Annotated in this window: 21 protein-coding genes; 9 read left to right on the top strand and 12 right to left on the bottom strand. The window is 68.6% G+C overall.

The window, feature by feature from the left end; all coding sequences use genetic code 11:
* The 4 genes from Q1K70_RS06330 to Q1K70_RS06315 all read right to left on the bottom strand — a co-directional run.
* On the bottom strand, positions 1–988 hold a 988-nt coding region (locus tag Q1K70_RS06330), incomplete at its 3' end, for a hypothetical protein (protein WP_300157007.1).
* Between the two features lie 274 nt (positions 989–1,262).
* Positions 1,263–2,738, bottom strand: a complete 1,476-nt coding sequence (locus tag Q1K70_RS06325) for an outer membrane homotrimeric porin (protein WP_300157005.1) — start codon at positions 2,736–2,738, stop codon at positions 1,263–1,265.
* Positions 2,739–3,054: 316 nt separating this feature from the next.
* Complete coding sequence (locus Q1K70_RS06320) at positions 3,055–3,813, bottom strand: acyl-CoA dehydratase activase (RefSeq protein ID WP_300157003.1); 759 nt, start codon at positions 3,811–3,813, stop codon at positions 3,055–3,057.
* Positions 3,810–5,087 (bottom strand): double-cubane-cluster-containing anaerobic reductase, encoded by a 1,278-nt coding sequence (locus tag Q1K70_RS06315; protein ID WP_300157001.1) that lies wholly within the window; start codon positions 5,085–5,087, stop codon positions 3,810–3,812. Before Q1K70_RS06315 ends, Q1K70_RS06320 begins: the two co-directional genes overlap by 4 nt.
* A 212-nt stretch (positions 5,088–5,299) precedes the next feature.
* On the opposite strand from Q1K70_RS06315, the gene Q1K70_RS06310 reads away from it, so the two are divergent.
* The 6 genes from Q1K70_RS06310 (at position 5,300) to Q1K70_RS06285 (ending at position 11,672) form a co-directional block, all read left to right on the top strand.
* Entirely contained in the window at positions 5,300–5,710 is a 411-nt protein-coding gene (locus Q1K70_RS06310; protein ID WP_300156999.1) for a hypothetical protein, read from the top strand.
* Between the two features lie 165 nt (positions 5,711–5,875).
* A complete protein-coding gene (locus Q1K70_RS06305; protein ID WP_300156997.1) occupies positions 5,876–6,496 on the top strand; it encodes a hypothetical protein in 621 nt (206 codons plus the stop codon).
* 8 nt (positions 6,497–6,504) lie between these two features.
* Positions 6,505–7,536 carry a DUF6599 family protein gene (locus tag Q1K70_RS06300; RefSeq protein WP_300156995.1) on the top strand — a complete coding sequence of 344 codons (1,032 nt, stop codon included), beginning with the start codon at positions 6,505–6,507 and terminating at the stop codon, positions 7,534–7,536.
* Entirely contained in the window at positions 7,533–8,573 is a 1,041-nt protein-coding gene (locus tag Q1K70_RS06295; protein WP_300156993.1) for a DUF362 domain-containing protein, read from the top strand. The genes Q1K70_RS06300 and Q1K70_RS06295 overlap by 4 nt, the downstream gene beginning before the upstream one ends.
* A gap of 3 nt (positions 8,574–8,576) precedes the next feature.
* Entirely contained in the window at positions 8,577–10,307 is a 1,731-nt protein-coding gene (locus tag Q1K70_RS06290) for a 4Fe-4S binding protein (protein ID WP_300156991.1), read from the top strand.
* Positions 10,308–10,451: 144 nt separating this feature from the next.
* Positions 10,452–11,672 carry an aldo/keto reductase gene (locus Q1K70_RS06285; protein ID WP_300156989.1) on the top strand — a complete coding sequence of 407 codons (1,221 nt, stop codon included), beginning with the start codon at positions 10,452–10,454 and terminating at the stop codon, positions 11,670–11,672.
* Between the two features lie 111 nt (positions 11,673–11,783).
* Here the strand turns inward: Q1K70_RS06285 and Q1K70_RS06280 are convergent, their stop codons facing one another.
* The 5 genes from Q1K70_RS06280 to Q1K70_RS06260 all read right to left on the bottom strand — a co-directional run bounded on the left by Q1K70_RS06280 (position 11,784) and on the right by Q1K70_RS06260 (position 17,008).
* Positions 11,784–13,049, bottom strand: a complete 1,266-nt coding sequence (locus tag Q1K70_RS06280) for an ABC transporter permease (RefSeq protein WP_300156987.1) — start codon at positions 13,047–13,049, stop codon at positions 11,784–11,786.
* Positions 13,024–13,740 carry an ABC transporter ATP-binding protein gene (locus tag Q1K70_RS06275; RefSeq protein ID WP_300156985.1) on the bottom strand — a complete coding sequence of 239 codons (717 nt, stop codon included), beginning with the start codon at positions 13,738–13,740 and terminating at the stop codon, positions 13,024–13,026. The genes Q1K70_RS06280 and Q1K70_RS06275 overlap by 26 nt, the downstream gene beginning before the upstream one ends.
* Positions 13,737–15,002, bottom strand: a complete 1,266-nt coding sequence (locus Q1K70_RS06270; protein WP_300156983.1) for an efflux RND transporter periplasmic adaptor subunit — start codon at positions 15,000–15,002, stop codon at positions 13,737–13,739. Before Q1K70_RS06270 ends, Q1K70_RS06275 begins: the two co-directional genes overlap by 4 nt.
* A gap of 100 nt (positions 15,003–15,102) precedes the next feature.
* The gene (locus tag Q1K70_RS06265; protein WP_300156980.1) at positions 15,103–15,588 is read right to left on the bottom strand and encodes a hypothetical protein; all 486 of its coding nucleotides are present in this window, start codon (positions 15,586–15,588) and stop codon (positions 15,103–15,105) included.
* 52 nt (positions 15,589–15,640) lie between these two features.
* Complete coding sequence (locus Q1K70_RS06260) at positions 15,641–17,008, bottom strand: phosphomannomutase/phosphoglucomutase (protein WP_300156979.1); 1,368 nt, start codon at positions 17,006–17,008, stop codon at positions 15,641–15,643.
* Between the two features lie 86 nt (positions 17,009–17,094).
* Here Q1K70_RS06260 and hflK point away from each other — a divergent pair, with 86 nt between their 5' ends.
* The 3 genes from hflK to secF all read left to right on the top strand — a co-directional run bounded on the left by hflK (position 17,095) and on the right by secF (position 20,320).
* Positions 17,095–18,222: an FtsH protease activity modulator HflK gene (hflK, locus tag Q1K70_RS06255; protein ID WP_300156978.1), complete on the top strand. Its 1,128-nt coding sequence runs from the start codon at positions 17,095–17,097 to the stop codon at positions 18,220–18,222.
* The gene (gene hflC / locus Q1K70_RS06250; protein WP_300156977.1) at positions 18,219–19,067 is read left to right on the top strand and encodes a protease modulator HflC; all 849 of its coding nucleotides are present in this window, start codon (positions 18,219–18,221) and stop codon (positions 19,065–19,067) included. Before hflK ends, hflC begins: the two co-directional genes overlap by 4 nt.
* A gap of 155 nt (positions 19,068–19,222) precedes the next feature.
* Positions 19,223–20,320, top strand: coding sequence for a protein translocase subunit SecF (gene secF / locus Q1K70_RS06245; protein WP_300156975.1), 1,098 nt, complete (start codon positions 19,223–19,225; stop codon positions 20,318–20,320).
* Between the two features lie 493 nt (positions 20,321–20,813).
* Here secF and Q1K70_RS06240 read toward each other — a convergent pair whose 3' ends face one another.
* The 3 genes from Q1K70_RS06240 to Q1K70_RS06230 form a co-directional block, all read right to left on the bottom strand.
* Positions 20,814–21,125 carry a hypothetical protein gene (locus Q1K70_RS06240; protein ID WP_300156973.1) on the bottom strand — a complete coding sequence of 104 codons (312 nt, stop codon included), beginning with the start codon at positions 21,123–21,125 and terminating at the stop codon, positions 20,814–20,816.
* A 50-nt stretch (positions 21,126–21,175) separates the two neighbouring features.
* Positions 21,176–21,463 (bottom strand): hypothetical protein, encoded by a 288-nt coding sequence (locus Q1K70_RS06235; RefSeq protein ID WP_300156971.1) that lies wholly within the window; start codon positions 21,461–21,463, stop codon positions 21,176–21,178.
* A gap of 207 nt (positions 21,464–21,670) precedes the next feature.
* Positions 21,671–22,840 (bottom strand): response regulator, encoded by a 1,170-nt coding sequence (locus tag Q1K70_RS06230; protein ID WP_300156969.1) that lies wholly within the window; start codon positions 22,838–22,840, stop codon positions 21,671–21,673.
* Positions 22,841–22,969 lie beyond the last annotated feature (129 nt).

Genomic DNA, 22,969 nt, shown 5'->3' with positions numbered 1-22,969 from the left:
TGTCTTCGCCGGTGGACCAGAAGGCGAACACCTGCGGGGTGACGACGTCCAGGCCCGTGTACTCGGCGCCGAAGTCGACCATCCAGCCCTGGCGCTTGGCGGCCTTGTGGTCGTTCATGGCGCCGGCGCCGTAGATCACGTCGGCGTAGAACTTGACCGGATCAAGCGCGGTCACTTCGAACGCGCCGCCGACCCAGTAGTAGGCGTTCTGGTCGTTCTTCCAGTAGCCGATGGTGCCGGGAGTGGTCATGCCCTTGGCGCTGGCGGCGGAGACCAGGGTGTTGGCAAAGTTGTTGCCCCACTCGGCGACGTCGGTGGTGTCCTTGTAGGTGTAGTTGGTGCTGCGGCCGGCCACGGAAACCATGGCCCACGGCGTGGCCTTGAAGCCCTCGAGGGTGACGGGCAGGGCCAGGAAGTAGGCGTCGAGCTCGTCGGCCCGCTGGGTGGTGGTGGTGTCGAAGGTCCGGTTGGTGTCGATCAGACGACCGAAACCGGCCAGGACGCCCAGGGTCGTGTCGATCAGCGGGGCCTTGATGGTCAAGGCCGCCATCTTGTCGCTGAAGACCGGGCTGTTGTAGAACAGGCCGCTCTGGGGCAGGTTGACGTCCTGCAGGCCGGCGGTCACTTCGACGCCGTCGCAGCCGGGAACCATGAACTGCAGGTAGGCCAGATCGACCTGCACGGCGGTGTCAGGGTTGGCGGCGGTGAAGGTGCCGTGGCCCCAGGTGTCTTCCACCTTGATGCCCAGACGGAACTTCACGGCTTCGTTGGCGACGAAGTCGGAACGCAGCCGGAACCGTTCCCAGATCTCGAAGGTGTCTTCGGTCTTGGTGCCGGTCTTGTTCCAGCCGGTGTAGTTGCGGTTTTCAAAGAAGTTGCCGTAAACACGCGCATCACCGGTCATTTTGACCTCGGTGGCGGCATGGGCGGCGCCGAAAAGGCCGAGCACCATGCTGGCCGCCAGGGCCAGAGAACCCAAACGCTTCATAAGTCCTTCCTCCAACTCACGAGCGGCTTGCTAACGGTTGACCATCGACGCACCGCAACCTCCGGTGGCTATCCGGAAGTTATCGTCAATATCCCCTACACCCGGGGATTTTTGGAAACAAGTTACAAAAAAAAAAGAGTGGGTCGCGCGTCGCCACGCACGGCGCGATCTGGGCGGCCTCCCGCCGGGGCGGAGTTGACGGAGAGGCGGGAGAGACACCTCCCAAAAAAAGGGGGCCCGAAGGCCCCCTCGTCGTGGTGTCGCAAATCCGCCTTTAGAACTTGTAGGTCAGGCCGAAGGCGACCTTCCAGGCATTGTTGCCGTTGGAGTCGGCCTGGTGGACCAGGCGGTGACCCCAGACGCTCTCCTGGAATTCGCCGTGCGCCCAGCCGGTCTCCATGACGGCGGCCAGATTCTCGTAGATCATGTACTTCGTGTCAAGGTTGAGGGCCATGACGTACTCGTTGGTGGTCAGGTCCTTGCCCATGGCGAAGTAGGAGCTGTTGTAGTAGGCGCGGGCGTCACGGATGGCGCGGGCGTTGTTGTTGCCGCGCACGTACACGAAGGTCAGGCGGTTGGTCAGCTTCTCGATGAACGAGATGTTGTTCAGCGAGGCGCCGATGCCGTAGTTGCCGACCGGATCGGTGTACATGTTGGAACCCTTGCCCAGCTCCTGGCTGCTGTCGAACAGGAAGCTGTTGCCCGGACCCCACTGGGAACGCATGTAGGGCATGCGCTCGGAGCCGTTGCGGGTGGACTTGTCTTCGCCGGTGGACCAGAAGGCGAACACCTGCGGGGTGAGGACGTCCAGGCCCGTGTACTCGGCGCCGAAGTCGATCATCCAGCCTTCGCGCTTGGCGGCCTTGTGGTCGTTCTGGGCGCCGGCGCCGTAGATCACGTCAGCGTAGAACTTGACCGGATCAAGGGCGGTCACTTCGAACGCGCCGCCGATCCAGTAGTAGGGATTCTGGCTGTTCTTCCAGTACCCTGTGGCGCCGGTGGTCGTCATGTTCCTGGCGCTGGCGGCGGAGACCAGGGTATTGGCGAAGTTGTTGCCCCATTCGGCGACGTCGGTGGTGTCCTTCCAGGTGTAGTCGGCGTTGCGGCCGGCCACGGAGACCATGGCCCACGGGGTGGCCTTGAAGCCTTCGAGGGTGACGGGCAGGGCCAGGAAGTAGGCGTCCAGCTCGTCAGCACGCTGGGTGGTGGTGGTGTCGAAGGTCCGGTTGGTGTCGATCAGACGACCGAAACCGACCAGCACGCCCAGGGTCTTGTCGATAAGCGGAGCCTTGATGGTCAGGGCGGCCATCTTGTCGCTCCAGACCGGGCTGTTGTAGAACAGGCCGCTCTGGGGCAGGTTGACGTCCTGCAGACCGGCGGTCACTTCGACGCCGTCGCAGCCGGGAACCTTGAACTGCAGGTAGGCCAGGTCGACCTGCACGGCAGCGGAGGGGTTGGCGGCGGTGAAGGTGCCGTAGCCCCAGGTATCTTCCACCTTGACGCCGAAACGGAACTTCACGGCCTCGTTGGCCACGAAGTCGGTGCGCAGGCGGAAGCGTTCCCAGATCTCGAAGGTGTCTTCGGTCTTGGTGCCGGTCTTGTTCCAGCCGGTGTAGTTGCGGTTTTCAAAGAAGTTGCCGTAGACACGCGCATCACCGGTCATCTTGACCTCGGTGGCGGCATGGGCGGCGCCGATGAGGCCCACGACCATGCTGGCCGCCAGGGCCAGAGCTCCCAAACGCTTTCTCATCACTTCCTCCAGATCGTTCGGATTCCTTGCGCAATCACCACGACGCGCCGTAGCCCCGGTGGCGAATCCGGGAGGGCGCTGCTTTCTTCTTAATCGGGCCCGGGGCACATTGCAATAAATTAATTGCAGAAAATAAATGTTTTAATTCCGTGACAGTGTTGGGAAATCGTTTCCCGGCAACCATGCAGTTTGAAATGATTTGCTTGTTTGAAGAGCCAGTGGAATCCAAAGGCATTCGTGACATTCGCGCAATGTTTTGGGGGAAAGGGTCTGCGGCGCAGGGCCGAGGCGGGCGGCCTCGGCGGCCCGGCGGACGTCAGGAGGGGGTCTTCGCGAGCCACAGGGCCGCGCCCAAGGCTCCGGTCATGTCCGGCTCGTCGGGAACCAGAGGAGAAAATCCCACGGCCTCGGCCACAAGGCGCACGGCGCAGGGATTTTTCGCCACGCCGCCGACGAAGGCCAGGGGGGCGCGCAGCCCCACCCGGCGCAGCATGGCCACGGTGCGCGCCACGATGGCCTTGTGCAGCCCCAGGGCGATGTCGGCCTGGCCCACGCCCCGGGCCATGAGCGTGGTGGCCTCGGTCTCGGCGAACACCGTGCACATGGAGCTGATCTCCGGCGGGTCGGACCCGCCGAGGGCCAGGGCGGCGAAGTCGGCCACGGACAGGCCGAAGGCCGTGGCCGTGTATTCGAGGAACTTGCCCGTGCCGGCGGCGCAGCGGTCGTTCATTTCGAACCGGCCGACCCGGCCGCCGGGCAGAAGCGCCACCGCCTTGGTGTCCTGGCCGCCGATGTCCAGCAGCGTGGCCGCCTCGGGAAAGAGGCTGGCCGCGCCGATGGCGTGGGCCTTGATCTCGGTGATGGTCCGGGCCTCGGGGAAAAGGGTCAGGGCCAACTGGCGGCCGTAGCCCGTGACGGCCAGCCGGGGCGGCGGGCCGTCCGGGAAGAGCGCGCGGACCTGGGACAGGGGATCGAAGGTCGTGGGCGCGCGGCGGCGGGAGAGAACCTCGCCGCCGCGCACCACGACAACCTCGATGGACCGGGAACCGATGTCCAGGCCGGCGCACTCGGTCACGCCAGGGTCTCCACGAAGGCCTCGATCCGGGTCTTGAGCTGACCCGCGTCCTCCATGCCGTAGTCCGTCTCGATGGCGAGATAGGGCAGGCCGGCGGCCTCCATGGCCTTGCCGACCTTGAGGGCCTCGTGGGCGTAGGGCTGGCAGAAGAGCAGGCCGTAATGGACGACGCCGTCGGCCCCCAGTTCCTTGGCCAGGGCGGCGATGTGCTCCAGGCGCTCGGCATTGGGCGTGAAGCAGGCGCAGTCGATCTTCATGTACCGCTCGGCCAGGGCGTCGAGCATCGCTTCCAGGTCGGCGGGCGTCTCGTCGGTCAGGTCGCGGCTGTTGCGTTCGCCGATGCAGGATTCCTCGCCCACGATGACCGCGCCCGAGCTCTCGATGAGGTAGGGCAGCTTCCAGTTGGGCACGGCCATGGGGCAGCCGGCCAGAAGCAGGCGCGGCGTCCCCTTGGGGGCCACGCCCTCGCCCCTGGCGATGCGCGTCTCCATCTCGTCGCAGAGCTCATTGACCTTGGCCGTGAAGCGGTCCGGGTCGTCGTAGAAGCTGATCTGGTTGACGAGCAGGGCGTCGCGGCCGGAGATGGGGGCCGGGTCGGCGGCGCGCAGCCGGCCCAGACGCTGGAGGGCCCGGCGCTTGGCGTTGACGCGCCTGGTGGCCTCGGCCAGGGCCTCGGCGGTGACGGCCTTGCCCGTGAGTTTTTCCAGCGCCTCCTTGTACCGGCCGATCTCGGACCGGAACAGGGCCAGGTCGCAGGGCCCCTTGCACTGGGGCACTTCCATGACGTGCATGTTGGCCAGTTCGCCGAAGGCCTCGTAGGCCTTCTTCTTGCCGTCGCAGGTGGTCTCGCCGACCACCAGGTCGCAGGACTCGATGTAGGGGCAAAGCCTGGCCAGCTTGAAGCCCACGAAGGACTTGATGAGGTCGCAGGTGTTTCGCGGCACCAGCGTTTCGGCCAGCTCCGTGCCGGCCTTGGCCCCGGCGCAAAGCCCCACCTGCACGCACCCGGCGGCCAGGGTCAGCTCCTCGGGCACGAACACGCAAAACGTCCCCACCACTTTCTTGCCGGCCGCCTTGGCCTCCTGGATTTCCCTGATGCGCAGGCCGTGGACCTCGGAGAGCACGAAGTCCAGGTACTCCGCGCCCTTGAGCCGCCCCTGCTGGGACAGGTAGATGTCGCCGTAAAACTTGCCAAGAACCGCGAGCAGGGCGTCGTGGGCCTCGAGGTCGAGGTCGAGGCGTTCCCACATGGCCGCATGGGCCGCATCCGTCATGGCTTCCTCCGGGCGAAAAAGGGTTTGATGCTTCCTGATAGCCGGCGATCGACCGGGGGTGAAATCGTTAGTTTCAATAATTTCATCATGATAGTATTGTAAGAATCTATAGATGGGAGCGCTAAAGGAATTCCTGGAGCGTCCGAAAAGGCTCGTGAGCAAGGCGCGACCGGCTGGAAGCCGGATCGCAAAGCCGCCAGGGAGGGAGGCGCATGGCCCAGATAGTGCATCTCGACGACCATCGTCGGATGCGGGAGCCGGGGCGGGAGATGGCTACGAACCTGTCGCCGCAGCGGCCGCGTCTGAGCGATCGGGACCTGTGGACCCGTGATTATCGGCAGACGGACAATATTTTATACGCCATCATGAAAATCAAGGAGATCCTCGACTACCATCTCTACTACGACGACGTCTGGCCGTACCTGCTTCTTTCGTTCCTCGAAGCCGTGCACAACACCAGACAGGGGGACGACGAGGCGCTGCCCGGCACCGGCGCTTCGCTCAAGGACTACGTGCTTTCGGCCATCACCCCCGCCAACAAGCGGGACATGTCCATGGTGCTGCTTTTGACCGACCTCATCGAGAAGTCCCCCAACTTCCGGGGCACTTCCTCGTCATCCTGACAGGCCCGGCGGCCGGCCGGACGGTAGGCGTCCGGCCGGCCCGGGGCGGTATGGCCCCGGTGGGCTAGGCACTTTTCCCATACGCCTTGCCAACGGTCTGACAAAATTGTTACTGCGACCGGCATGATCCCCAAAGCCCGGGCAGCGTTCCCGGCGGGAGGCGACATGCCGCGTTTCGTTTCGGTTCTGGCGGGTTCGCTCGTGGCGCTTGTCCTGGCGCTCGGGCTGCATGCGCCGGCGGCGGCGCAGTCGGAAAAGGCGCAGGCCCTGCGCCGGGAAATGGGCTACGCGCCCTACGCGCCGCCCAAGGCCTTCCTCGACGGCTACTTCATCGCCGACGAGACCCGCCCCGCCTTCCTTTTCGGGCCGGTGGCGGATTTCGCCGCCTCGCGCGCCTGCCCCACGGCCTGGCTCATCGAGGAGGACGAGGCGGCGCGCCTCAAGTCCCGCGACCCGGCCAACCCCGTATTCGAGTACTCCCTGGTCCTGGAGCAGGACTGCCCGGACGGCGTGACCCACTTCGTCTTCGTGGACCAGAGCGCCATGAGCCCCAGGCAGTGGATCGAATGGCGGCGGCAGTTCCACAAGAACAAGGCCGAGCCGGAATACGCCGACGCCGTGGCCCGCCTGGAAAAAGCCATAAACGACGGGTTCCCGGTCTCGGGCGAGCTGCGCTTCGTGCTGCGCGGCGGCGTGCTGGACCCGGCCTCGCCCCAGGCCGTCCTGCCCACGGCCCTGTCCTGCCCGCCGCGCTACGATTGCGATGCCGGACAGGCGGTGCGTTAGGAGGGGCCATGGCTTTACGTCGTCTGGGCCCGAGCCGCGCCGAGAGCGCGGCATCCTCCGCGGTGCTGGTCTTGCTTGCCGCCGCCATCGTCTGGCTTGGGGCCGTCCAGTCGCGCCTTTCCCCGGCCGTGGTCGTGGCGACGAGCCCGCCGCCGCCCGCCGCCGCGCCGGTCGCCTCGGCCGACGGGCGCGTCTTCGAGACGGCGGCCTTTCTCGAATCCCTGGCCGGGGCCACGCCGGGCGGACCCGTGGAAAGCTACGACCCCGAGACGCTCTCCGACCGCATCGACGGCAAGGCCGAACTCTACCTGGCGGCCAACTTTCAGGAGATGTCCGTGCGCGGCTTCAGCCTGCCCTCCGGCGCGCACCTGGACGTCTACCTCTACGCCCAGGCCTCGCCCCGGGACGCCTACGCGGTTTTAAGCGCCCAGCGCCGGCCCGGCGCGACGCCAAGCGACGTCTCCCCCGACGCCTACGCCACGCAAAACGCCCTCTATTTCAACAAAGGCAACCATTACGCCGAGCTTTCCGCCGACCGGGCCGACGCGGCCACCCTGGACGCCCTGGCCCAGGCGGCCAGGGACCTGGCGGGGCGGCTGCCGGCGGCGGAGCCGGCCGCGGACGGGGCCGGGGCCGCGCCCGATCCCAAGACCCTGTTTCCGGCCGCCGGCCTGGACGCGGCCAGCCTGCGCCTGGCCGCCTCGGACGCCATGGGCCTGGCCGGGTTCTCCAACGTCTACACGGCCGACTACGCCATGCCCTCGGGCGCGGCCACGGCCTTCCTGGCCCAGCGCGACACGCCCGAGGCGGCCGCGGCCGACGCCAAGGCCTTCGCCGGCTTCCTGGCCGAGAACGGCTACGCCCCCCAGCAGGCCCAGGGCCTGCCCCAGGGCGCGGTCCTGCTCGCCGCGCCGGGCTCGTTCGAAATCATCTGGACAAGCGGCGGCTACGTGGCCGGCGTCCATGACGCCGTCAGCCGCGAGGCTGCCCTGGAGCTGGCCGCCGCACTGGCGGCCGGCCTCAAGGACGCTGTGAAATGAAGGATCATGATCCGGCCCCGGCCGCGCAAAAGGCGCGGCCCGAGGCGCTCTCCCGCCGCGCCTTCCTGTGGCGCCTGGCCGGCGCGGGCGTGGCGGCCGCGGCCGTGGGCGGCATCGGGCTGTCGCTTCGCGACGCCGTCGGCCCGGCCGCCATGGAAAACGCCAGGGCCCTGGCCACGCTCGGCGATTTCGCCGTGCCCGCGCCCATAGCCGGCAAGCCCCGGCTGGCCGAGGTGCACGGCACGGACCGGGCGGCCATGTTTACGGCCGGCGTGGCGGCGCTCGGCGGCATGGCGGCCTTCGTCGCCCGGGGCGACACGGTGCTGCTCAAGGTCAACGCCGCCTTCGCCGCGCCGGCCGTGCTCGGCGCGACCACGAGCCCGGAGCTCCTGGCCGCCGTGGCCACGGCCTGCCGCGAGGCCGGGGCGTCGCGGGTGCTCGTGGCCGACAATCCCATCAACAATCCCGAGAGCTGTTTCGAGGTGGCCGGTCTGGCCGACGCGGCCCGGGCGACCGGGGCGCGGCTCGTGCTGCCGCGCCCGGCCCTTTTTTCCCCGCTGAGCCTGCCGCACGGCCGGCTGCTCAAGGACTGGCCCGTCTTCTCCGGGGCCTTCGCCGGCGTGACCAAGGTCATCACCCTGGCCCCGGTCAAGGACCACCAGCGGGCCGTGGCCTCCATGTCGCTCAAGAACCTCTACGGACTCCTCGGCGGGCGGCGCAACATCTTCCACCAGGACATCAACGGCATCATCGCCGAGCTCGGGGCCATGCTTACGCCCACGTTGTGCGTGCTCGACGGCACGACGGTCATGATGACCAACGGCCCCACGGGCGGGTCGCTCTCCGACCTGCGCCAGGCCGGCGTCATGTACCTTTCGGCCGATCCCGTGGCCACGGACGCGCTGGGCGTCGGCCTCCTCGGCAAGACGCCGGCCGACCTGCCCTACCTGGCCCTGGCCCAGGCCGCCGGCGTCGGCACCACCGACGTGGCGAGCCTCAATCCGGTCACCGTCAACACCGAACCGGCGGCGGGGTAGGTCATGCGCATCGTCGTCGCCAGACGCATCAGCCAGGCGTTCTTCGTCCTGCTCTTTCTGTGGTTTTGCCTCGTGGCCACGGTGGGCGACGCCTTCTGGCAGTTGCGGGGCTGGCCCATCAACTGGATATTGTCCCTTGATCCCCTGACGGCGCTTGGCGTCGTGCTGACCACGCGCACGCTCTACGCGCCGCTTTTGTGGGCGGTGCTCGTGCTGGCCGCGACCTTTTTCCTCGGCCGGTTCTTCTGCGGCTTCGCCTGTCCGCTGGGCGCGCTCAACCAACTGGCCGGCTGGCTGACGCGGCGGCGGCTGCCCACGGCCGCGCGCGTCGCGGACAACGCGCCGGGCAAGGCCCGGGGCGTCAAGTACGTGCTGCTGGCCTTCTTTTTGGGCGCGGCCGCCCTGGGCAGCCTGCAGACCGGGCTCCTCGACCCGCTGCCCCTGGTTTTCCGCAGCGTCAACCTGGCCGTGCTGCCCCTGGTCGACCCCGGCCGGTTCGGCATCCACGGCGAGGGGCGCTTCTACGACGGGGCTTGGGTGTTCGGCCTGATCCTGCTGGCCATCCTGTGCGCCAACGCCTGGCGGCCCCGGTTCTTCTGCCGCTACCTCTGTCCGCTCGGGGCGCTCTTCGGCTTGGCGGTACGTTTCACGCCCTGGCGCATCGGCAAGGCCGACGCGAAGGCCTGCGGCACCTGCCGGCGCTGCGAGGAATACTGCGAGGGCGGCTGCCGGCCCTCGGGCGAGCTTGTCCTTAGCGAATGCGTGCTGTGCATGAACTGCCTGGACGCCTGCCCCACGGGCCGCATCGGCTTTGCCGCCCGGCCCTCGGCCTGCGGCGAGCGGGCTCTGCCCGACCTGTCCCGGCGCGGGGTCCTGGCCGCCCTGGCCGCCGGGGCCCTGGCTGCGCCGCTGTGGCGGGTGGGCGGAGCGAGCGCCCTGGGCCGCGACCCGGCGCTGATTCGCCCGCCGGGCTCCCTGGACGAGGAACGTTTCCTGGCCCGTTGCATCCGCTGCGGCCAGTGCATGCGCGTGTGTCCCTCGGCCGTGATCCAGCCGGCCGTGACCGCGGCCGGCGCGGCCGGGCTGTGGACGCCGACGCTCAATTACCGCCTGGGAAGGGCCGGGTGCCTGCAAAACTGCATCGCCTGCGGGCAGGTCTGCCCCACGGCCGCCATCCGGCCCTTCCCCCTGGACGAAAAGCTCGGGCGCGGGCAGTACGCCGCCGCCGGCCCCCTGCGCCTGGGCACGGCCTTCGTGGACCGCACCCGCTGCCTGCCCTGGGCCATGGGCCGGCCGTGCATCGTCTGCCAGGAGGTCTGCCCGGTGAGCCCCAAGGCCATCACCGTGGGCACCGTGCTCGAGCCCGTGCCGGGCGGGGCCGTGTCCGTGAGCGACGCCAAGGGCGCGGCGCTGACGCTCGCCGGCGCGCCGGTCACGGGCAGAAACCTGGGCAGTGGCGACTATTTCCTGCGCGGGGCGGGCCTGTCCGACGACACGGCCCGGCGCATCGTGTCGCATTCCGGCGCGAACCTCGCCCTGGAAAAGCCCCTGCCGGACCTGGGCCAGGGCAGGCGGGCCGAGATCGTGGTGCGGCTCCAGCAGCCCCACGTGGACCCGACCCGGTGCGTGGGCTGCGGCATGTGCGAGCACGAATGCCCGGTTTCGGGGCTTCGGGCCATACGCGTGACGAGCGAGAACGAATCGCGTTCCGGCCCGGGCCGGATGCTGGCCTGACGAATTTCCGTCGGCCGCCGGCGTCGCGTCCTCGAAAAAGGATGCGCTTTGTCGAGGACGCGACGCCGGCGGCCGACGGGATGTGACGGATACGCACCCTGAAAGGCGCAAGGCCGGCTTGCCGGCGCGCCAAGGAGGACGGCGATGGCGGCGGAAAAAAAGGCCGGGCTCACCCGGCGCGATGTGATGAAGACCCTGGGGCTCGGCGGGCTGGCCGTGGCCGGCATGGGCGTGGCCGGGCAGGCCTATGCCGCCGGTGAGCCGGAAAAGGCCGCCCCGGGCCCCATGCCCCGGCGCAAGCTCGGCAAGACCGGGCTCGAGGTGTCCATCCTCGACCTCGGCGGCATGTTCGACACCATCAACAACCAGCTCCTGCTCAAGCAGGCCCTGGGCTGGGGCGTCAACTTCTGGGACACGGCCGAGGCCTACGGCAACGGCATGTCCGAGGAGGGCTTCGGGCGCTTTTTCTCCCGCAACCCCGAGGCGCGCAAGCAGATCGTCCTGACCACCAAGCTCGTGCCCAAGGGCGGCAAGTTCGACGAGCGCCTGGACGCGGCGCTGTCGCGCCTCAAGACCGACTACGTGGACCTCTTCTACGTCCACGGCATCTCGGGCATCGCCGAGGTGGACGGCCAGATGCGCGACTGGGCGGCGGCCAAGAAGAAGGCCGGCAAGATCAAGTTCTTCGGCTTCAGCACCCACTCGAACATGGAGGACTGCCTGCTCGGCGCGGCCAAGCTCGATTGGATCGACGCCGTGATGATCTCCTACAACTTCCGGCTCATGCACGAGCAGAAGATGCGCGACGCCGTGTCCGCCTGCGTCAAGGCCGGCATCGGTCTGGTGGCCATGAAGACCCAGGGCGGCGGCCCGGTCAAGACCGACTCCCAGGCCGAGCTGGACATGGCCGGCCGCTTCCTGGAGAAGGGCTTCACCGACAAGCAGGCCAAGCTCAAGGCCATCTGGCAGAACCCGGACATCGCCTCGGTCTGCTCCCAGATGCCCAACCTCACCATCCTCTCGGCCAACGTGGCCGCCGCCCGCGACGCCACGAGCCTGGCCCGGGAGGACTTCGAGGCCCTTCGCGTCTTTGCCGACGCCACCCACGGCGACTACTGCGCCGGCTGCGCCGACATCTGCGGCACGGCCATGGGCGGGGCCGTGCCCGTGGCCGACGTGATGCGGGCCATGATGTACCACCGCGACTACGGCGAGACGGCCATCGCCCGGGAGCTTTTCGCCAGCCTCCCCGAGGCCCTGCGCCGTGACCCCGGTTCCCTGGATTTCTCCAAGGCCGAGGCGGCCTGCCCGCGCCGGCTCGCCATCGCCTCCATCGTCGACGACGCCGCCAGGCTGCTGGCCTGACGCTCCCTCCGGGGAGTCGCGTCGCCTTCCCCCGGTTCCCGCCGCGCCCGCTCACGTTCCCCCGAGCGGGCGCGGCCTTTTTTCAGCCGGGGACGGCCCTGTTTCCCGTGGCTAGTCCCCGCCGCCGCGCAGGGCCTCGATGGGGTCCATGGCCGCGGCCTTGCGGGCGGGCTTGAGGCCGAAGACCAGGGCGATGGACAGGGCGGCGACAAGCGAGAGCACGAAGACCTTGGGCGACAGGCGCAACTGCAAAAGCCCCAGGCGCGAAAGCGACTCGCCCAGGGCCACCCCGAGCCCCACCCCGCAAAACGCCCCGGCCACGGTCAGGTACAGGGCCTCGGACAGGAACTGGGCGGCGATGGCCGCGCCGCTCGCGCCCACGGCCTTGCGCAGGCCGATTTCCGTCTTGCGCTCGCTGACGCTCAAAAACATCAGGTTGGCCAGCACGAAGCCGCCGACCACGATGGCCACTCCGGCCGTGACGCCCAGAAACGCCACCAGCCCGCCGGTGAAGGCCGTGAGGAATTTGAGTATCTCGCTGGCCGAGAGGATGGTGAAGTCGTCGGGCTCGGTAGGGCCGAGCTTGTGCAGGTGGCGCAGCAGGGCGCGCAGGTTGTCCTTGTGGACGTCGATGAGGTCCGGGTCGTGGAACTTGACGCGAAGCCCCCGGAAGTACTTGCGGTCCAGGTTGAAGCGCTGGGTCAGGGTGGTGATGGGCATGATGATGCGGTCGTCGATGGTCACGTCCGAGCCGCCGCCGGAAAGCCCGCGGTAGGCCAGCCGGCCGACGATCTGCACGGGCAGGTTCTTGACCAGTATGGTGCGGCCAAGGGGCGAGGCGTCGCCGAAAAGCTGTCTGGCCGGCTCGTCGCCGATAAGCGCCACCTTGGCCCCGTGCGCCACGTCCTCCTCGGACAGGTCGCGGCCCTCGGCCAGGGGCCAGTTCCAGGTACTGGCGTAGTTCTCCGTGGCCCCGACCACCACCGGCGATTCGTGGTTCTGGTTGCCGTACCTGAGGGTGATGTTGCGGATCGAGCGCATGGGCAGCACGGCGTAGGCCCCGGGCAGGGACCGGGCCACGGCCCGGGCGTCGGCCCAGGTCAGGGTGTAGACGCGCTGGCCCACGGGCCTGTTCTCGATGTCGCCGCCAAGGACCATGACCGCGTCCGGGCCGAAGAATTCGACGATCTCCAGGGCCTTGCGCCGGGCTCCGTCCACCGAGGCCACGATGACCGTCAGCGCCGCCACGCCCATGGCCACGGCGGCCACGACGAAAAGGCTCCGGGCCTTGTGGGCGCAAAGGGCCAGCACGGCCATGCGCTGGATGCGCCAGAGGGTGCGCAGGGCGCGGCTAGGATTTCGCCACGCGGCCGTCATGGACGAGGATCTGCCGGCGCGCGTAGGCGGCCGTGGACTGGTCGTGGGTGACGACGATGACCGTTTTGCCGGCCTCGCGGTTGACCGTGGCGAGCAGCCCCATGATCTCGGCGCTGGTGGCCGAGTCGAGCTGGCCCGTGGGCTCGTCGGCCAGGATCAGGTCCGGGTCGTTGATGAGCGCCCGGGCCAGGGCCACGCGCTGCTGCTGGCCGCCCGAAAGCTGGGAGGGCTTGTGCCCGGCCTGGGCGGTCAGACCCACCTGGGCCAGCAGCTCCTCGCCGCGCCGGCGCAGGACCGAGCCCGGCATGTCGCTGTAAAGGCCCGGGAGCAGCACGTTGTCCAGCGCCGTGGCGTAGGGCACCAGGTAGAAGCTCTGGAAGACGAAGCCGATGGCCCGGTTGCGAAGCCGCGACAGGTCGTCGTCGGAAAGCTCCCCCGTATCGCGCCCGGCCAGGCGGTAGCTGCCCGAGGTCGGCCGGTCGAGCAGGCCCAGGATGTGGAGCAGGGTGGATTTGCCCGAGCCAGACGGCCCCATGACGGCGGCGAACTCCCCGGCGGCGATGGAGAGCGTGACCCCGGCGAGCACGGCATGGGTCGTTTCGGCCATGACGTAGGTCCGGCCGACGTCGGCCAGTTCGATCAGCGCCTGCCCCGGGGCGGGGCGACCTGCGGCTTCCTTATGCGCCGTCATCGGCTGGACGGCCTGTTGGGCTTGGGGGCGTTGATGACCGGCGCGGCCAGCCCCGGCAGCACGATCTGCGTGGCCACCGGCTCGCCCGGGGAAAGCCCCTCGATCACTTCGGTCTCGTTGAGCCCCTCCAGGCCGAGCCTGGGCCGCACCTCGCGCACGGTCCCGTCCCCGGCCACGGCGAAGACCACCTGCCGGTCGCCGATCCACTTGAGGGCGGCGTTGGGGATGACGAGCACGTCCTTTTTCTCCTGGACCACGATCTGGCACTGGGTGGTCATCTCCGGCCGCAGCCGGGCGGATTCCCTGGGGTCGAGGCGCACCAGCGCCTGGTAGTAGACGATGTTGTCGCGGATTTCCGGCTGGGGGTAGATCTGGTCCACGCTGCCCTTGAACACGGCCCCGGGCTGGGCGTCCACCCGGAACTCCACGGGCAGACCCGGCCGCACCTGCCCCACGTCCGTCTCGTCCACGTAGATCCACATCTCGAGCCTTGTCGGGTCGAGCACGGTGATGAGGTTGGCCACCTGCAGCCCGGCCACCACGGTCTCGCCGGCCTGGGAGGCGACCAGGGCCACCACGCCGTCAATGGGGCTGACGATGCGGGTGTAGGAGATCTTGGTCTTGGCCGACTCGATGACCGCCTCGGCCTCTTCCTTGGCCTTCTGGGCCTTGAAGCGCTCCTTTTCGAATTCGGTCTGCACCCGCACCAGGGAGGCCTGGCGGGCCAGGACCTCGTTTTGGCCGACCAGGGCGTCACGGCGGGCGGCGTCGAGGACGTCCTTGGCGATGAGCGACTTGCCGTAGAGCTCTTCCTGGCGCTTGAGGTTGCTTGCGGCGTATTCGCTCTTGGCCTTGGACAGGCGTTCCTCGGCCTCGGCCTCGGCGATGCGCTTGGGGTAAACGGCTTCGACCTGCGCCAGTTCGGCCGTGGCCCGGGCGAGCTTGGCCTCGGCCTCGTCGAGCTGGGCCCGCAGTTCCCGGTCGTCGATGACGGCGATGAGCTGGCCCGTGCGGACCTCGTCGCCGACCTTGACGTTCATTTCCTTGATGGTGCCCGTGGCGCGCGCGCCGATCTTGACGATGGCTCCGACCTGGGCCTTGATGATGCCCGTGGCTTCCAGGACCTTGCGGACCTCGCCGATCCTGGCTTCCGCCGTGGCCAGCACGCGGGGCGGTTCGACGGTCTTATGGAATTGCGTCCAGGCGTAAAGCCCGGCCCCGGCGGCGACGGCCAGGAGGAGAAGCCACTTCAGTCTGCGCATGCGGTCGTATCCGGGGGACGGTTTTCCCGTCCTATATCCCGGAACGCGGGAGGGGGCAAATCGGGGCGCGGTCAGGCGGTCCGCCTGGCGCGTCGGCAGGTTAAAACGGCGAAATCTGCTTCCAGAACGGCTTCTTGTCCTTGGGCGGGCCGGGCTTGGCGCGGTTTTTTTCCACCTTGCACTCGACCATGGCGAAGGTCTCGGTCTTGCCGTCGGCGCAGCCCACGAACATCTTCACGTGGTAGCTGTTGTCGTTGAAAAGCAGGAAGTACTCGAGCAGCGTCTTGTCGCCCGGGGCCGGGGCGGTGGCGTCGGGGCGGCCGTACTTGGCCACGAACTCGGCCGTGCCCCGGGCCGCGTCGCACTGCTCGAGGACCGGCTTGGAGGGGCTTAAGGAAAAGCTGTCCTTGTAGATGCAGCTGTTGTCCAGGATGTTCTTGCCGCCGGGGTTGGTCGGCTGGACGATGTAGAGCGTCTTGGAGAGCAACTCGCCCAGGGCCGGGTTGGGATGGTAGGTCTGGGCCAGGGCCGGGCCGGCGCTGCAAAGCACGGCCAGACAGGCGAACGTGGCGGCAAGCGTGTGCATTCTCTTTCTCCTTGCGCGTGCGGTCCAACCGGGCCTGGCGGACGGAAACGGCTTACGCCGAAAGCTCCGCAATCCAGCCGGCCACCGGCTCCTCGATCATGCGGCGGATTTCCGCAAGGCGCTCCGGCGTCTCGGCCTCGAAGCGCAGCACCAGCACGGGCTGGGTGTTGGAGGCGCGCAGCAGCCCCCAGCCGTCGGGGAAGGTCAGCCGCACTCCGTCCACGTCGAGGACGTCATGGCGGCCCTTGAAAAAATTGCGCGCCCGCTCCACCACCGCGAACTTCACGGCGTCCGGGCAGTCCATGCGGATTTCCGGGGTGTTGACCGTGGCCGGCCAGTCGGCCAGCATCTCGCCCAGCGGCGTGCCCGAGGCGGCCACGATCTCGGCCAGCCGGGCGGCGGCGTAGATGCCGTCGTCGAAGCCGAAGTAGCGGTCGGCGAAGAACATGTGGCCGCTCATCTCGCCAGCGAGGATCGCGCCGGTCTCGCGCATGCGGGATTTGATGAGCGAATGCCCCGTGGCCGCCATGACGGGCTCGCCGCCGTGGGCGGCGATGTCCTTGTAGAGCAGGTGGCTGCACTTGACCTCGCCGATGACCGTGGCTCCGGGATGCGTCGCCAGGACCGAGCGGGCGTAGATGGCCAGGACCTGATCGCCGTACATGAGCCGGCCCGAGGCGTCCACGACGCCGATGCGGTCGGCGTCGCCGTCGAGGCCCACGCCGAAGTCCGCGCCCTCGGCCACGACCCGGGCGGCCAGGGCGGCCACGTTCTCCAGCACCACCGGATCGGGATGGTGGTTGGGGAACCGGCCGTCGGGCTCGCAGTAAAGCGGCACGACCTGCGCCCCGCACTGGCGCAGCGCCTCGGCGCAGATGAGCCCGCCGGCCCCGTTGCCGCCGTCCACCACGACCTTGACCGCGCGCGGCACCACCATCTGGTCGGCCAGGTGCTCCACGTAGGAGGGCTTGATGTCGTGCTCGCACACGATGCCCGTGCCCGAGGCGAAATCGCCTGCGGCCATGATGTCGTAGAGTTCGCGGATGGCGCCGGTGTGGATGGTGGTCTCGCCGCACCAGACCTTGAAGCCGTTGAATTCCGGCGGATTGTGGCTGGCCGTGACCATGACCCCGGCCTTTCGGGCCAGGGCCTTGACGCCGTAGTAGAAAACGGGCGTGGGCACCATGCCCAGGCACACCACGTCGATGCCGCAGGAGGCCAGGCCCACAGCCAGGCGCGCCTGGTACTCGGGGGAGCTTAAGCGGCAGTCGTGGCCGACCACGGCCTGGGAATATCCCTGGCGCAGAAAATACGTCCCGGCCGCCCGGCCGAGCCGCTCCACCCAGTCGGGATCGAAGTCGACGTCCACCACGCCCCGGATGTCGTAGGCCCGGAAAACGCCCGGCGATACTGGCTTCATGCATCGTTCTCCAAAGAGGATTTGGTTCCGGCGGCCGGCGGGCGCTTCCCTTGACCTTCCCCCGCATCTCTCCTATGCCGCCTGAAATGAACTGGGATTGGGAAAAGCTCTCGGAGCAAAAACGCCGTCAGGGGTCGCCGCTTCCGGACCCCGGCCGCGTCGGCGAGGACCTGGGCAAGAAACTGACATCCCTCAAGGGCCGGCTGCCGGGCGGGCCGAAAATCGTGCTCCTGGCCGTGGTCCTCGTGTGGCTGGCCAGCGGCATCTACATCGTGGAACCCGACGAGGCCGGCGTGGTCCAACGCTTCGGAGCCTACGCCTATTCCACCGGTCCGGGGCCGCATTACCACTTACCGTTTCCCGTCGAAACCGTAAAGACCCCGAAGGTTTCCCAGGTGCGCCGGGTGGAGATCGGCTTCCGCTCCGTGACCAGCCGCGACGGGGCCTCCATGCAGAACCGACCCGTGCCCGAGGAATCCCTCATGCTTACGGGCGACGAGAACATCGTGGACGCCCAATTCATCGTCCAGTACCAGATCGGCAACCCCGTGGACTACCTCTTTCGCATCGACCACCCCGACGAGACGGTCAAAAGCGCCGCCGAGGCCGCCTTGCGCGAGGTCATGGGCGACGCCAAGATCGATTCCGTGCTGACCTCGGGCAAGCTCAAGGTGCAGACCGACACCAAGGTCCTGCTCCAGGAGATGCTCAACCGCTACGACAGCGGCGTCGACGTGCTGGCCGTGCAGCTCCAGGACGTGCACCCGCCCAAGGAGGTCGTGGACGCCTTCAAGGACGTGGCCAGCGCCCGCGAGGACAAAAGCCGCCTCATCAACGAGGCCGACGCCTACGCCAACGACATCCTGCCCAAGGCCCGGGGCCGGGCCGCGGCCATTTTAAACGAGGCCACGGCCTACCGCGAACAGACCATCCGCCGGGCCAAGGGCGGCGCGGACCGCTTCTCGGCCCTGCGCGCCGAGTACGACAAGGCCAAGGACGTCACCCGGGAGCGGCTCTATATCGAGGCCATGGAGAACCTGTTTTCGAGCCCCGATCTCGAAAAGACCATCCTCGACGACGCGGCGGCGCGCCAGGCCGTGCCCTACCTGCCGCTTTCCCAGCTTCCCCCCGCGCCGGGCGCGGCCGATCCCGCCGCCGCCCGTCCCGAGCCGGCCAAGGCCGAACCGGCCAAGGCCAAGGGAGGCCGGTCATGAAAAGTTCCGTCATCATCGCCGCCGCCGTGGCCTTCCTGGGCCTGGTGACCGCCGCCCAGACCGTGTACGTGGTGGACCAGACCGAAAAGGCCATCGTGCTCCAGCTCGGCAAGCCGACCGGCGACGCCAAGGGCCCGGGCCTGCACGCCAAGATTCCGTTCATCCAGAACGTCGTCTACTTCGACGCCAGGCTGCTCGCCTACGACGCCAAGACGGCCGAGATCCTCACCCTGGACAAGAAGAACCTGGTGGTGGACAACTACGCCCGCTGGCGCATCGTCGACCCACTGCTGTTCTACCGCACCCTGCGCACGGTGGGCCGGGCCCACGCCAGGCTCGACGACATCATCTACGCCGAGTTGCGCGTGGCCCTCGGCCAGTATACCCTCCAGGACGTGGTCTCCCAGAAGCGCGCCGCCATCATGGGCGAGGTGACGCAGAAGTCCACACAGATACTCAAGCCCTACGGCATCGAGGTGGTGGACGTGCGCATCAAGCGCACCGACCTGCCGCCGGAAAACGCCCAGGCCATCTACGGCCGCATGCGGGCCGAACGCGAGCGGCAGGCCAAGCTCTACCGGTCCGAGGGCTGGGAGGAGATGGAGAAGATCAAGTCCGGGGCGGACAAGGATCGGGCCGTGCTCCTGGCCGAGGCCGAAAGGCAGGCCGAGGTGCTGCGCGGCGCGGGCGACGCCGAGGCGGCGGTCGTCTGGGCCGAGGCCGTGTCCAAGGCGCCGGAGTTCTTCTCCTTCACCCGCAGCCTCGAAGCCTACCAGAAGGCCCTCGGACACAAGTCGCGGCTGGTGCTCACGCCCCAGAGCCCGTTTCTCAAGTATTTCCGATAGGCCGCCCCCGTCGCCGCGGACGGGGGCCGGTCCTCCGGCCTTGACAAGGCCCGCGCCTTTGGCGGAAGGTGCGGGGCCATTTCCGCGCGGCGGCGACCTGCCCCGCCAGTCGTACGGCGCGATGCCGCCGCCGCACCAACCCAGAGGGGGAGACGATGGTCCTCGAGCTGATCAAGCCCGGCACCAACATCAATTTTCTCAAGTACCGCAAGCTGGCCTACCTGCTGTCCGGGGCTCTCGTCCTGGCCGGGCTCATTTCCCTGGCCGTCAAGGGCGGGCCGCGCTTCGGCGTGGACTTCTCCGGCGGCCTGTCCATCCAGGTCCGCTTCGCCAAGGTCATCGACGTCAAGACGATCGCCAGCGCCGTGGACGAGGTGGGCCTGCAAAACGTGGTCGTCCAGCGCTACGGCCAGGACGACGCCAACGAGTTCCTCATCCGGGCCTCGGACCACGAGGTCAACCAGGAGACCGTGCGCGCCGGGGTGGAGGCGGCCCTGGCCAAGAACCTGCCGGATTCCGGCTATTCCGTGCAGCGGCTGGAAATGGTCGGCCCCAAGGTCGGGGCGGACCTGCGCGGCAAGGCCCTCGAAGCCATCTTCTATTCGGTGCTGCTTATCGCCATCTACATCTCGGGCCGGTTCGAGCATCGCTGGATGGCGGCGGCCATCATGGCGGCCGGGCTTTCCGGCGGCATCTACCTGCTCAAGCTCGCGGGCGCGTCCACGGTCTGGATGATCGTGGCGGCCATGGTCATCACCCTGGTCCTGTGCTTCGTCATGCGGCTCAAGTACGCTCTCGGCGCGGTGGTGGCAGACCTGCACGACATCCTGGTCACGGTGGCCATCTTTTCCCTGCTCGACAAGGAATTCGACCTGACCATCGTGGCCGCGCTGCTGACCATCCTCGGCTACTCCCTCAATGACACCATCATCATTTATGACCGCATCCGGGAGCACCTGCGCGGGGCGGGCAAGCAGAACATGCCCTTCGCGGACCTCATCAACCAGAGCGTCAACGAAACCCTCTCGCGCACCATCCTGACCGCCGGCACCACGCTCATCACCGTGACCTGCCTGTATTTTCTCGGCGGCCCGGTCATCCACGACTTCGCCCTGGCCATGCTCATCGGCATCCTGGCCGGCACCTATTCCTCGATCTTCGTGGCCAGTCCCATCCTGCTCGACCTGGGCTCGGGCCTGACTCCCCGTCCCAAGGCTCCGGCCGTGCCCGGCCAGGCCGCGGCCAAGGCCTAGCGCCCCGGGGTCCGCTGCAACGACGAAGGCCGTCTCCGCGAGGAGACGGCCTTTTCTTTGGCGCGACCAGGGCGGGCCATGGCCCGGAAGGCAGGCGCAGGCGCGGGGCCGGGGGCGTCGCAGCCTGGGCCGGGAGGGCAAAGGGCGCGGCACTGGTCGCGACGACGTTTTCCAGGGCCGGGGCGGCAAGGAGCGGGAGAAGGCCGGCGGCGAACAGCGCCGGGGTCGGGCGCGGGAGGAAGGCAGGCCGCATCGCGGTGGCGCCGGATTCCGTCAGGGAGGCACGGCGTCATCCGACGGCCGGTTGCAGGGGGCGTGCGGCGGCTTTTTCATTCTATCCGCTGGCCTGGTCGGGCCGGGCGTTTCCCCTCCGAAGGGAGCCGGAGCGGCGAACCCCGTCGCCATGGACCGGCGACCGTCGAAAGACCGGACCGGAGGCCCGTCGGCCGGCGCGGCGGCCGACGGGCAGCGAGAGAGGAGGCGCGCGGCGGGCCTATTGGGACAGGCTCGTATGGTGCGCGGTCTTGTACTGGGCCAGTTCCTGGTCGTAGCGCTGGAAGTCCGCCAGCGCCGCCTCCTTGGCCTGGCGGTAGTGGTCCGCGGCCTCGGCGTTGCCGTCGCGGCGGGCTTCCTCCTCGGCCTGGGAGTAGCGCAGGTAGGCGTTCTGGTTGGTTTTGACCTTGTCGGCCAGCATCTGGCCGGGGTCCTGGGTGATCTTGGCGCTGCATCCGACGATGCCGCCCGCCAGGAGCAGGGCGGCCAGGCAGGCGACGAGGCCTGCGCGTAGGGAAAGGGCGTGTTGCATGGCGTACTTCGGGTAGCCCGGTCGCGCGCCGCCCGATAAGGCCGGCGGCGCTAGAGCCGGATGTTGACGATGCCGCCCTGGGCGACCTCCAAAACGCCGGCCGGGACCGTTTGGATCACGCCGGCCGGCACGGGCTCCACATGGCCGCCGAGGGGCACTTCCACATGCCCGGCCGGGGGCGTCTGCACGGCTCCCGCCGGCGAAGGCGTCACCGAGCCGGGAGGGAGGGCCTCGAAGCGGCCTGGGGGCAGCGCTTCGAAACGCCCGGGGGGCAGGGCCTCAATATGGCCGGAGGGAGACGCTTCGACGTGTCCGGCTGGTGTGACGGCGTCGGACATGGCTCTTCCTCCTCGGACGCGTTGCGTCCTTGTCCGTTCTTATGCCGCATTTCAGGCGGCGAGGCAATCCTTGGCGGCATTACGGAACTGTCGCCAAGGCCTCGCGCCTTGTTCCGGATAACATAGGGCAGGATCGCAGCAAGTAAAGGACAAAGGATTCCGGGGTATTGCTTTTCGGCCAGGACGGCCGGACCGCCACGGAGGGCGTCAGGCAGCGCGGGCGGCCTTGCGCGGCCGCACCAGGGTCTCGGCCGCCAGGCCGGCCAGGTAGAGCATGCCGCGCAGCACCAGGGGATAGCGGGGGGCCTCGGCGTCCCGGGCCGCCTCCTCCATGGGAGCGATGTCCCCGGGCCGGGGCGCGCCGGAGAGGCGGCGGTGGATGTTGCGCGCTTCCTCGTTGCGGTCGTTTAGGGCCACGCTCTTGCTGGCGGCCCGCCGGGCCAGGTCCGGCCGGCGCAGGAAATGGTAGGCTTTGGAGAGGCCCAGGTAGATGTCGGCGTTTTTCGGGGCCAGCTCCAGGGCGTGGCGGAAGAGCGCGATGGAGGCGGTGTAGTGCCGTTCGCGCACGAGTTCGTTGCCAAGGGCCAGGAAGGGGTTGAACCCGGCCTCGTCGTCGCGAAGGAGCGTCACGAACTGGTCGCGCAGCTCCACGAACCGGTTGGCCCTGGCGCAGGCCGAGGCCGCCTCCTTCATGTAGTGGCGGTACTGGCGGGTGCTGCCCTTGGTCTTCCAGGCCCGGGCCAGGCCGAGATAGGCCTCCACGAACAGGGCGTTGACGGACAGCGCCTTGTGGAAGGCCAGGATGGCCCGCTCCACGTCCCGGGCGGCCAGGGCGGCCATGCCCTCCTCAAAGAAGCGCGGCGCGTCGTCGGGCCGGCGGGTCACGGCCTCGTAGGCCTCCAGGGCTCCGTCCGCGTCGCCGGCGGCTTCCTGCCGCGCCGCCCGGGCCAGGGCCGCCTTTTCGGCGGCAACGAACCGGGCCATGTGGGAGGCCATGGACAGGTGCTTGCGGAAGGTGTCCTCGGAATAGGGGCGCAGGCACAGGCCGGCCGCGCCGAGCTTCACGGCCGAGAGCACGTCGTCGCGGCGCACGTCGGTCATGGCCAGGATGACCGGGATATGGGCCAGGGCGGGATCGGCGCGCAGGGCGGCCACGAAGGTCCGGCCGTCCATGTCGGGCAGGGCGGCGTCGCAGAAGATGACATCCGCCTCGCCCCGCCGGGCCAGGGCCAGGGCCTCGGTTCCGGTCGCGGCGTGACGCGCGGCGAACATGCGGGCGCGCTTGAAGAAGTCGCGGTCGATGCGGGCATGGCCTTCGCTGGCGGTGACGATGAGCGGCGAGCGGAAAAGCGTCTGCGGCGTCTCTGGAGCGGTCATGGCCGAATCCTCGTCCTGGTTTGGCGGGGCCGGACTGGCCCCTGCCTACACCCTATCGACCGGACGGCCGGATGCTTTAGAGGGGAACGGCCTGCCGGGCCTCCAAAAAACAAGCCGCCCGCCGGGCGC

The sequence above is a fragment of the Solidesulfovibrio sp. genome (assembly GCF_029978005.1).
Lineage (GTDB): Bacteria > Desulfobacterota > Desulfovibrionia > Desulfovibrionales > Desulfovibrionaceae > Solidesulfovibrio.
The sequence above is the reverse complement of the archived record's forward strand: the minus strand, read 5'-3'. Positions and strand labels throughout refer to the sequence as shown.

Excerpts from the sequence above, each read along its gene's own strand:
- Q1K70_RS06285 (WP_300156989.1), top strand. The coding sequence starts at position 10,452 with ATGGCGGCGGAAAAAAAGGCCGGGCTCACCCGGCGCGATGTGATGAAG.
- Q1K70_RS06290 (WP_300156991.1), top strand. The coding sequence starts at position 8,577 with ATGCGCATCGTCGTCGCCAGACGCATCAGCCAGGCGTTCTTCGTCCTG.
- Q1K70_RS06325 (WP_300157005.1), bottom strand. The coding sequence starts at position 2,738 with ATGAGAAAGCGTTTGGGAGCTCTGGCCCTGGCGGCCAGCATGGTCGTG.
- secF (WP_300156975.1), top strand. The coding sequence starts at position 19,223 with ATGGTCCTCGAGCTGATCAAGCCCGGCACCAACATCAATTTTCTCAAG.
- hflC (WP_300156977.1), top strand. The coding sequence starts at position 18,219 with ATGAAAAGTTCCGTCATCATCGCCGCCGCCGTGGCCTTCCTGGGCCTG.
- hflK (WP_300156978.1), top strand. The coding sequence starts at position 17,095 with ATGAACTGGGATTGGGAAAAGCTCTCGGAGCAAAAACGCCGTCAGGGG.
- Q1K70_RS06235 (WP_300156971.1), bottom strand. The coding sequence starts at position 21,463 with ATGTCCGACGCCGTCACACCAGCCGGACACGTCGAAGCGTCTCCCTCC.
- Q1K70_RS06260 (WP_300156979.1), bottom strand. The coding sequence starts at position 17,008 with ATGAAGCCAGTATCGCCGGGCGTTTTCCGGGCCTACGACATCCGGGGC.
- Q1K70_RS06315 (WP_300157001.1), bottom strand. The coding sequence starts at position 5,087 with ATGACGGATGCGGCCCATGCGGCCATGTGGGAACGCCTCGACCTCGAC.
- Q1K70_RS06230 (WP_300156969.1), bottom strand. The coding sequence starts at position 22,840 with ATGACCGCTCCAGAGACGCCGCAGACGCTTTTCCGCTCGCCGCTCATC.
- Q1K70_RS06310 (WP_300156999.1), top strand. The coding sequence starts at position 5,300 with ATGGCCCAGATAGTGCATCTCGACGACCATCGTCGGATGCGGGAGCCG.
- Q1K70_RS06300 (WP_300156995.1), top strand. The coding sequence starts at position 6,505 with ATGGCTTTACGTCGTCTGGGCCCGAGCCGCGCCGAGAGCGCGGCATCC.
- Q1K70_RS06270 (WP_300156983.1), bottom strand. The coding sequence starts at position 15,002 with ATGCGCAGACTGAAGTGGCTTCTCCTCCTGGCCGTCGCCGCCGGGGCC.
- Q1K70_RS06280 (WP_300156987.1), bottom strand. The coding sequence starts at position 13,049 with ATGACGGCCGCGTGGCGAAATCCTAGCCGCGCCCTGCGCACCCTCTGG.
- Q1K70_RS06275 (WP_300156985.1), bottom strand. The coding sequence starts at position 13,740 with ATGACGGCGCATAAGGAAGCCGCAGGTCGCCCCGCCCCGGGGCAGGCG.
- Q1K70_RS06265 (WP_300156980.1), bottom strand. The coding sequence starts at position 15,588 with ATGCACACGCTTGCCGCCACGTTCGCCTGTCTGGCCGTGCTTTGCAGC.
- Q1K70_RS06295 (WP_300156993.1), top strand. The coding sequence starts at position 7,533 with ATGAAGGATCATGATCCGGCCCCGGCCGCGCAAAAGGCGCGGCCCGAG.
- Q1K70_RS06240 (WP_300156973.1), bottom strand. The coding sequence starts at position 21,125 with ATGCAACACGCCCTTTCCCTACGCGCAGGCCTCGTCGCCTGCCTGGCC.
- Q1K70_RS06305 (WP_300156997.1), top strand. The coding sequence starts at position 5,876 with ATGCCGCGTTTCGTTTCGGTTCTGGCGGGTTCGCTCGTGGCGCTTGTC.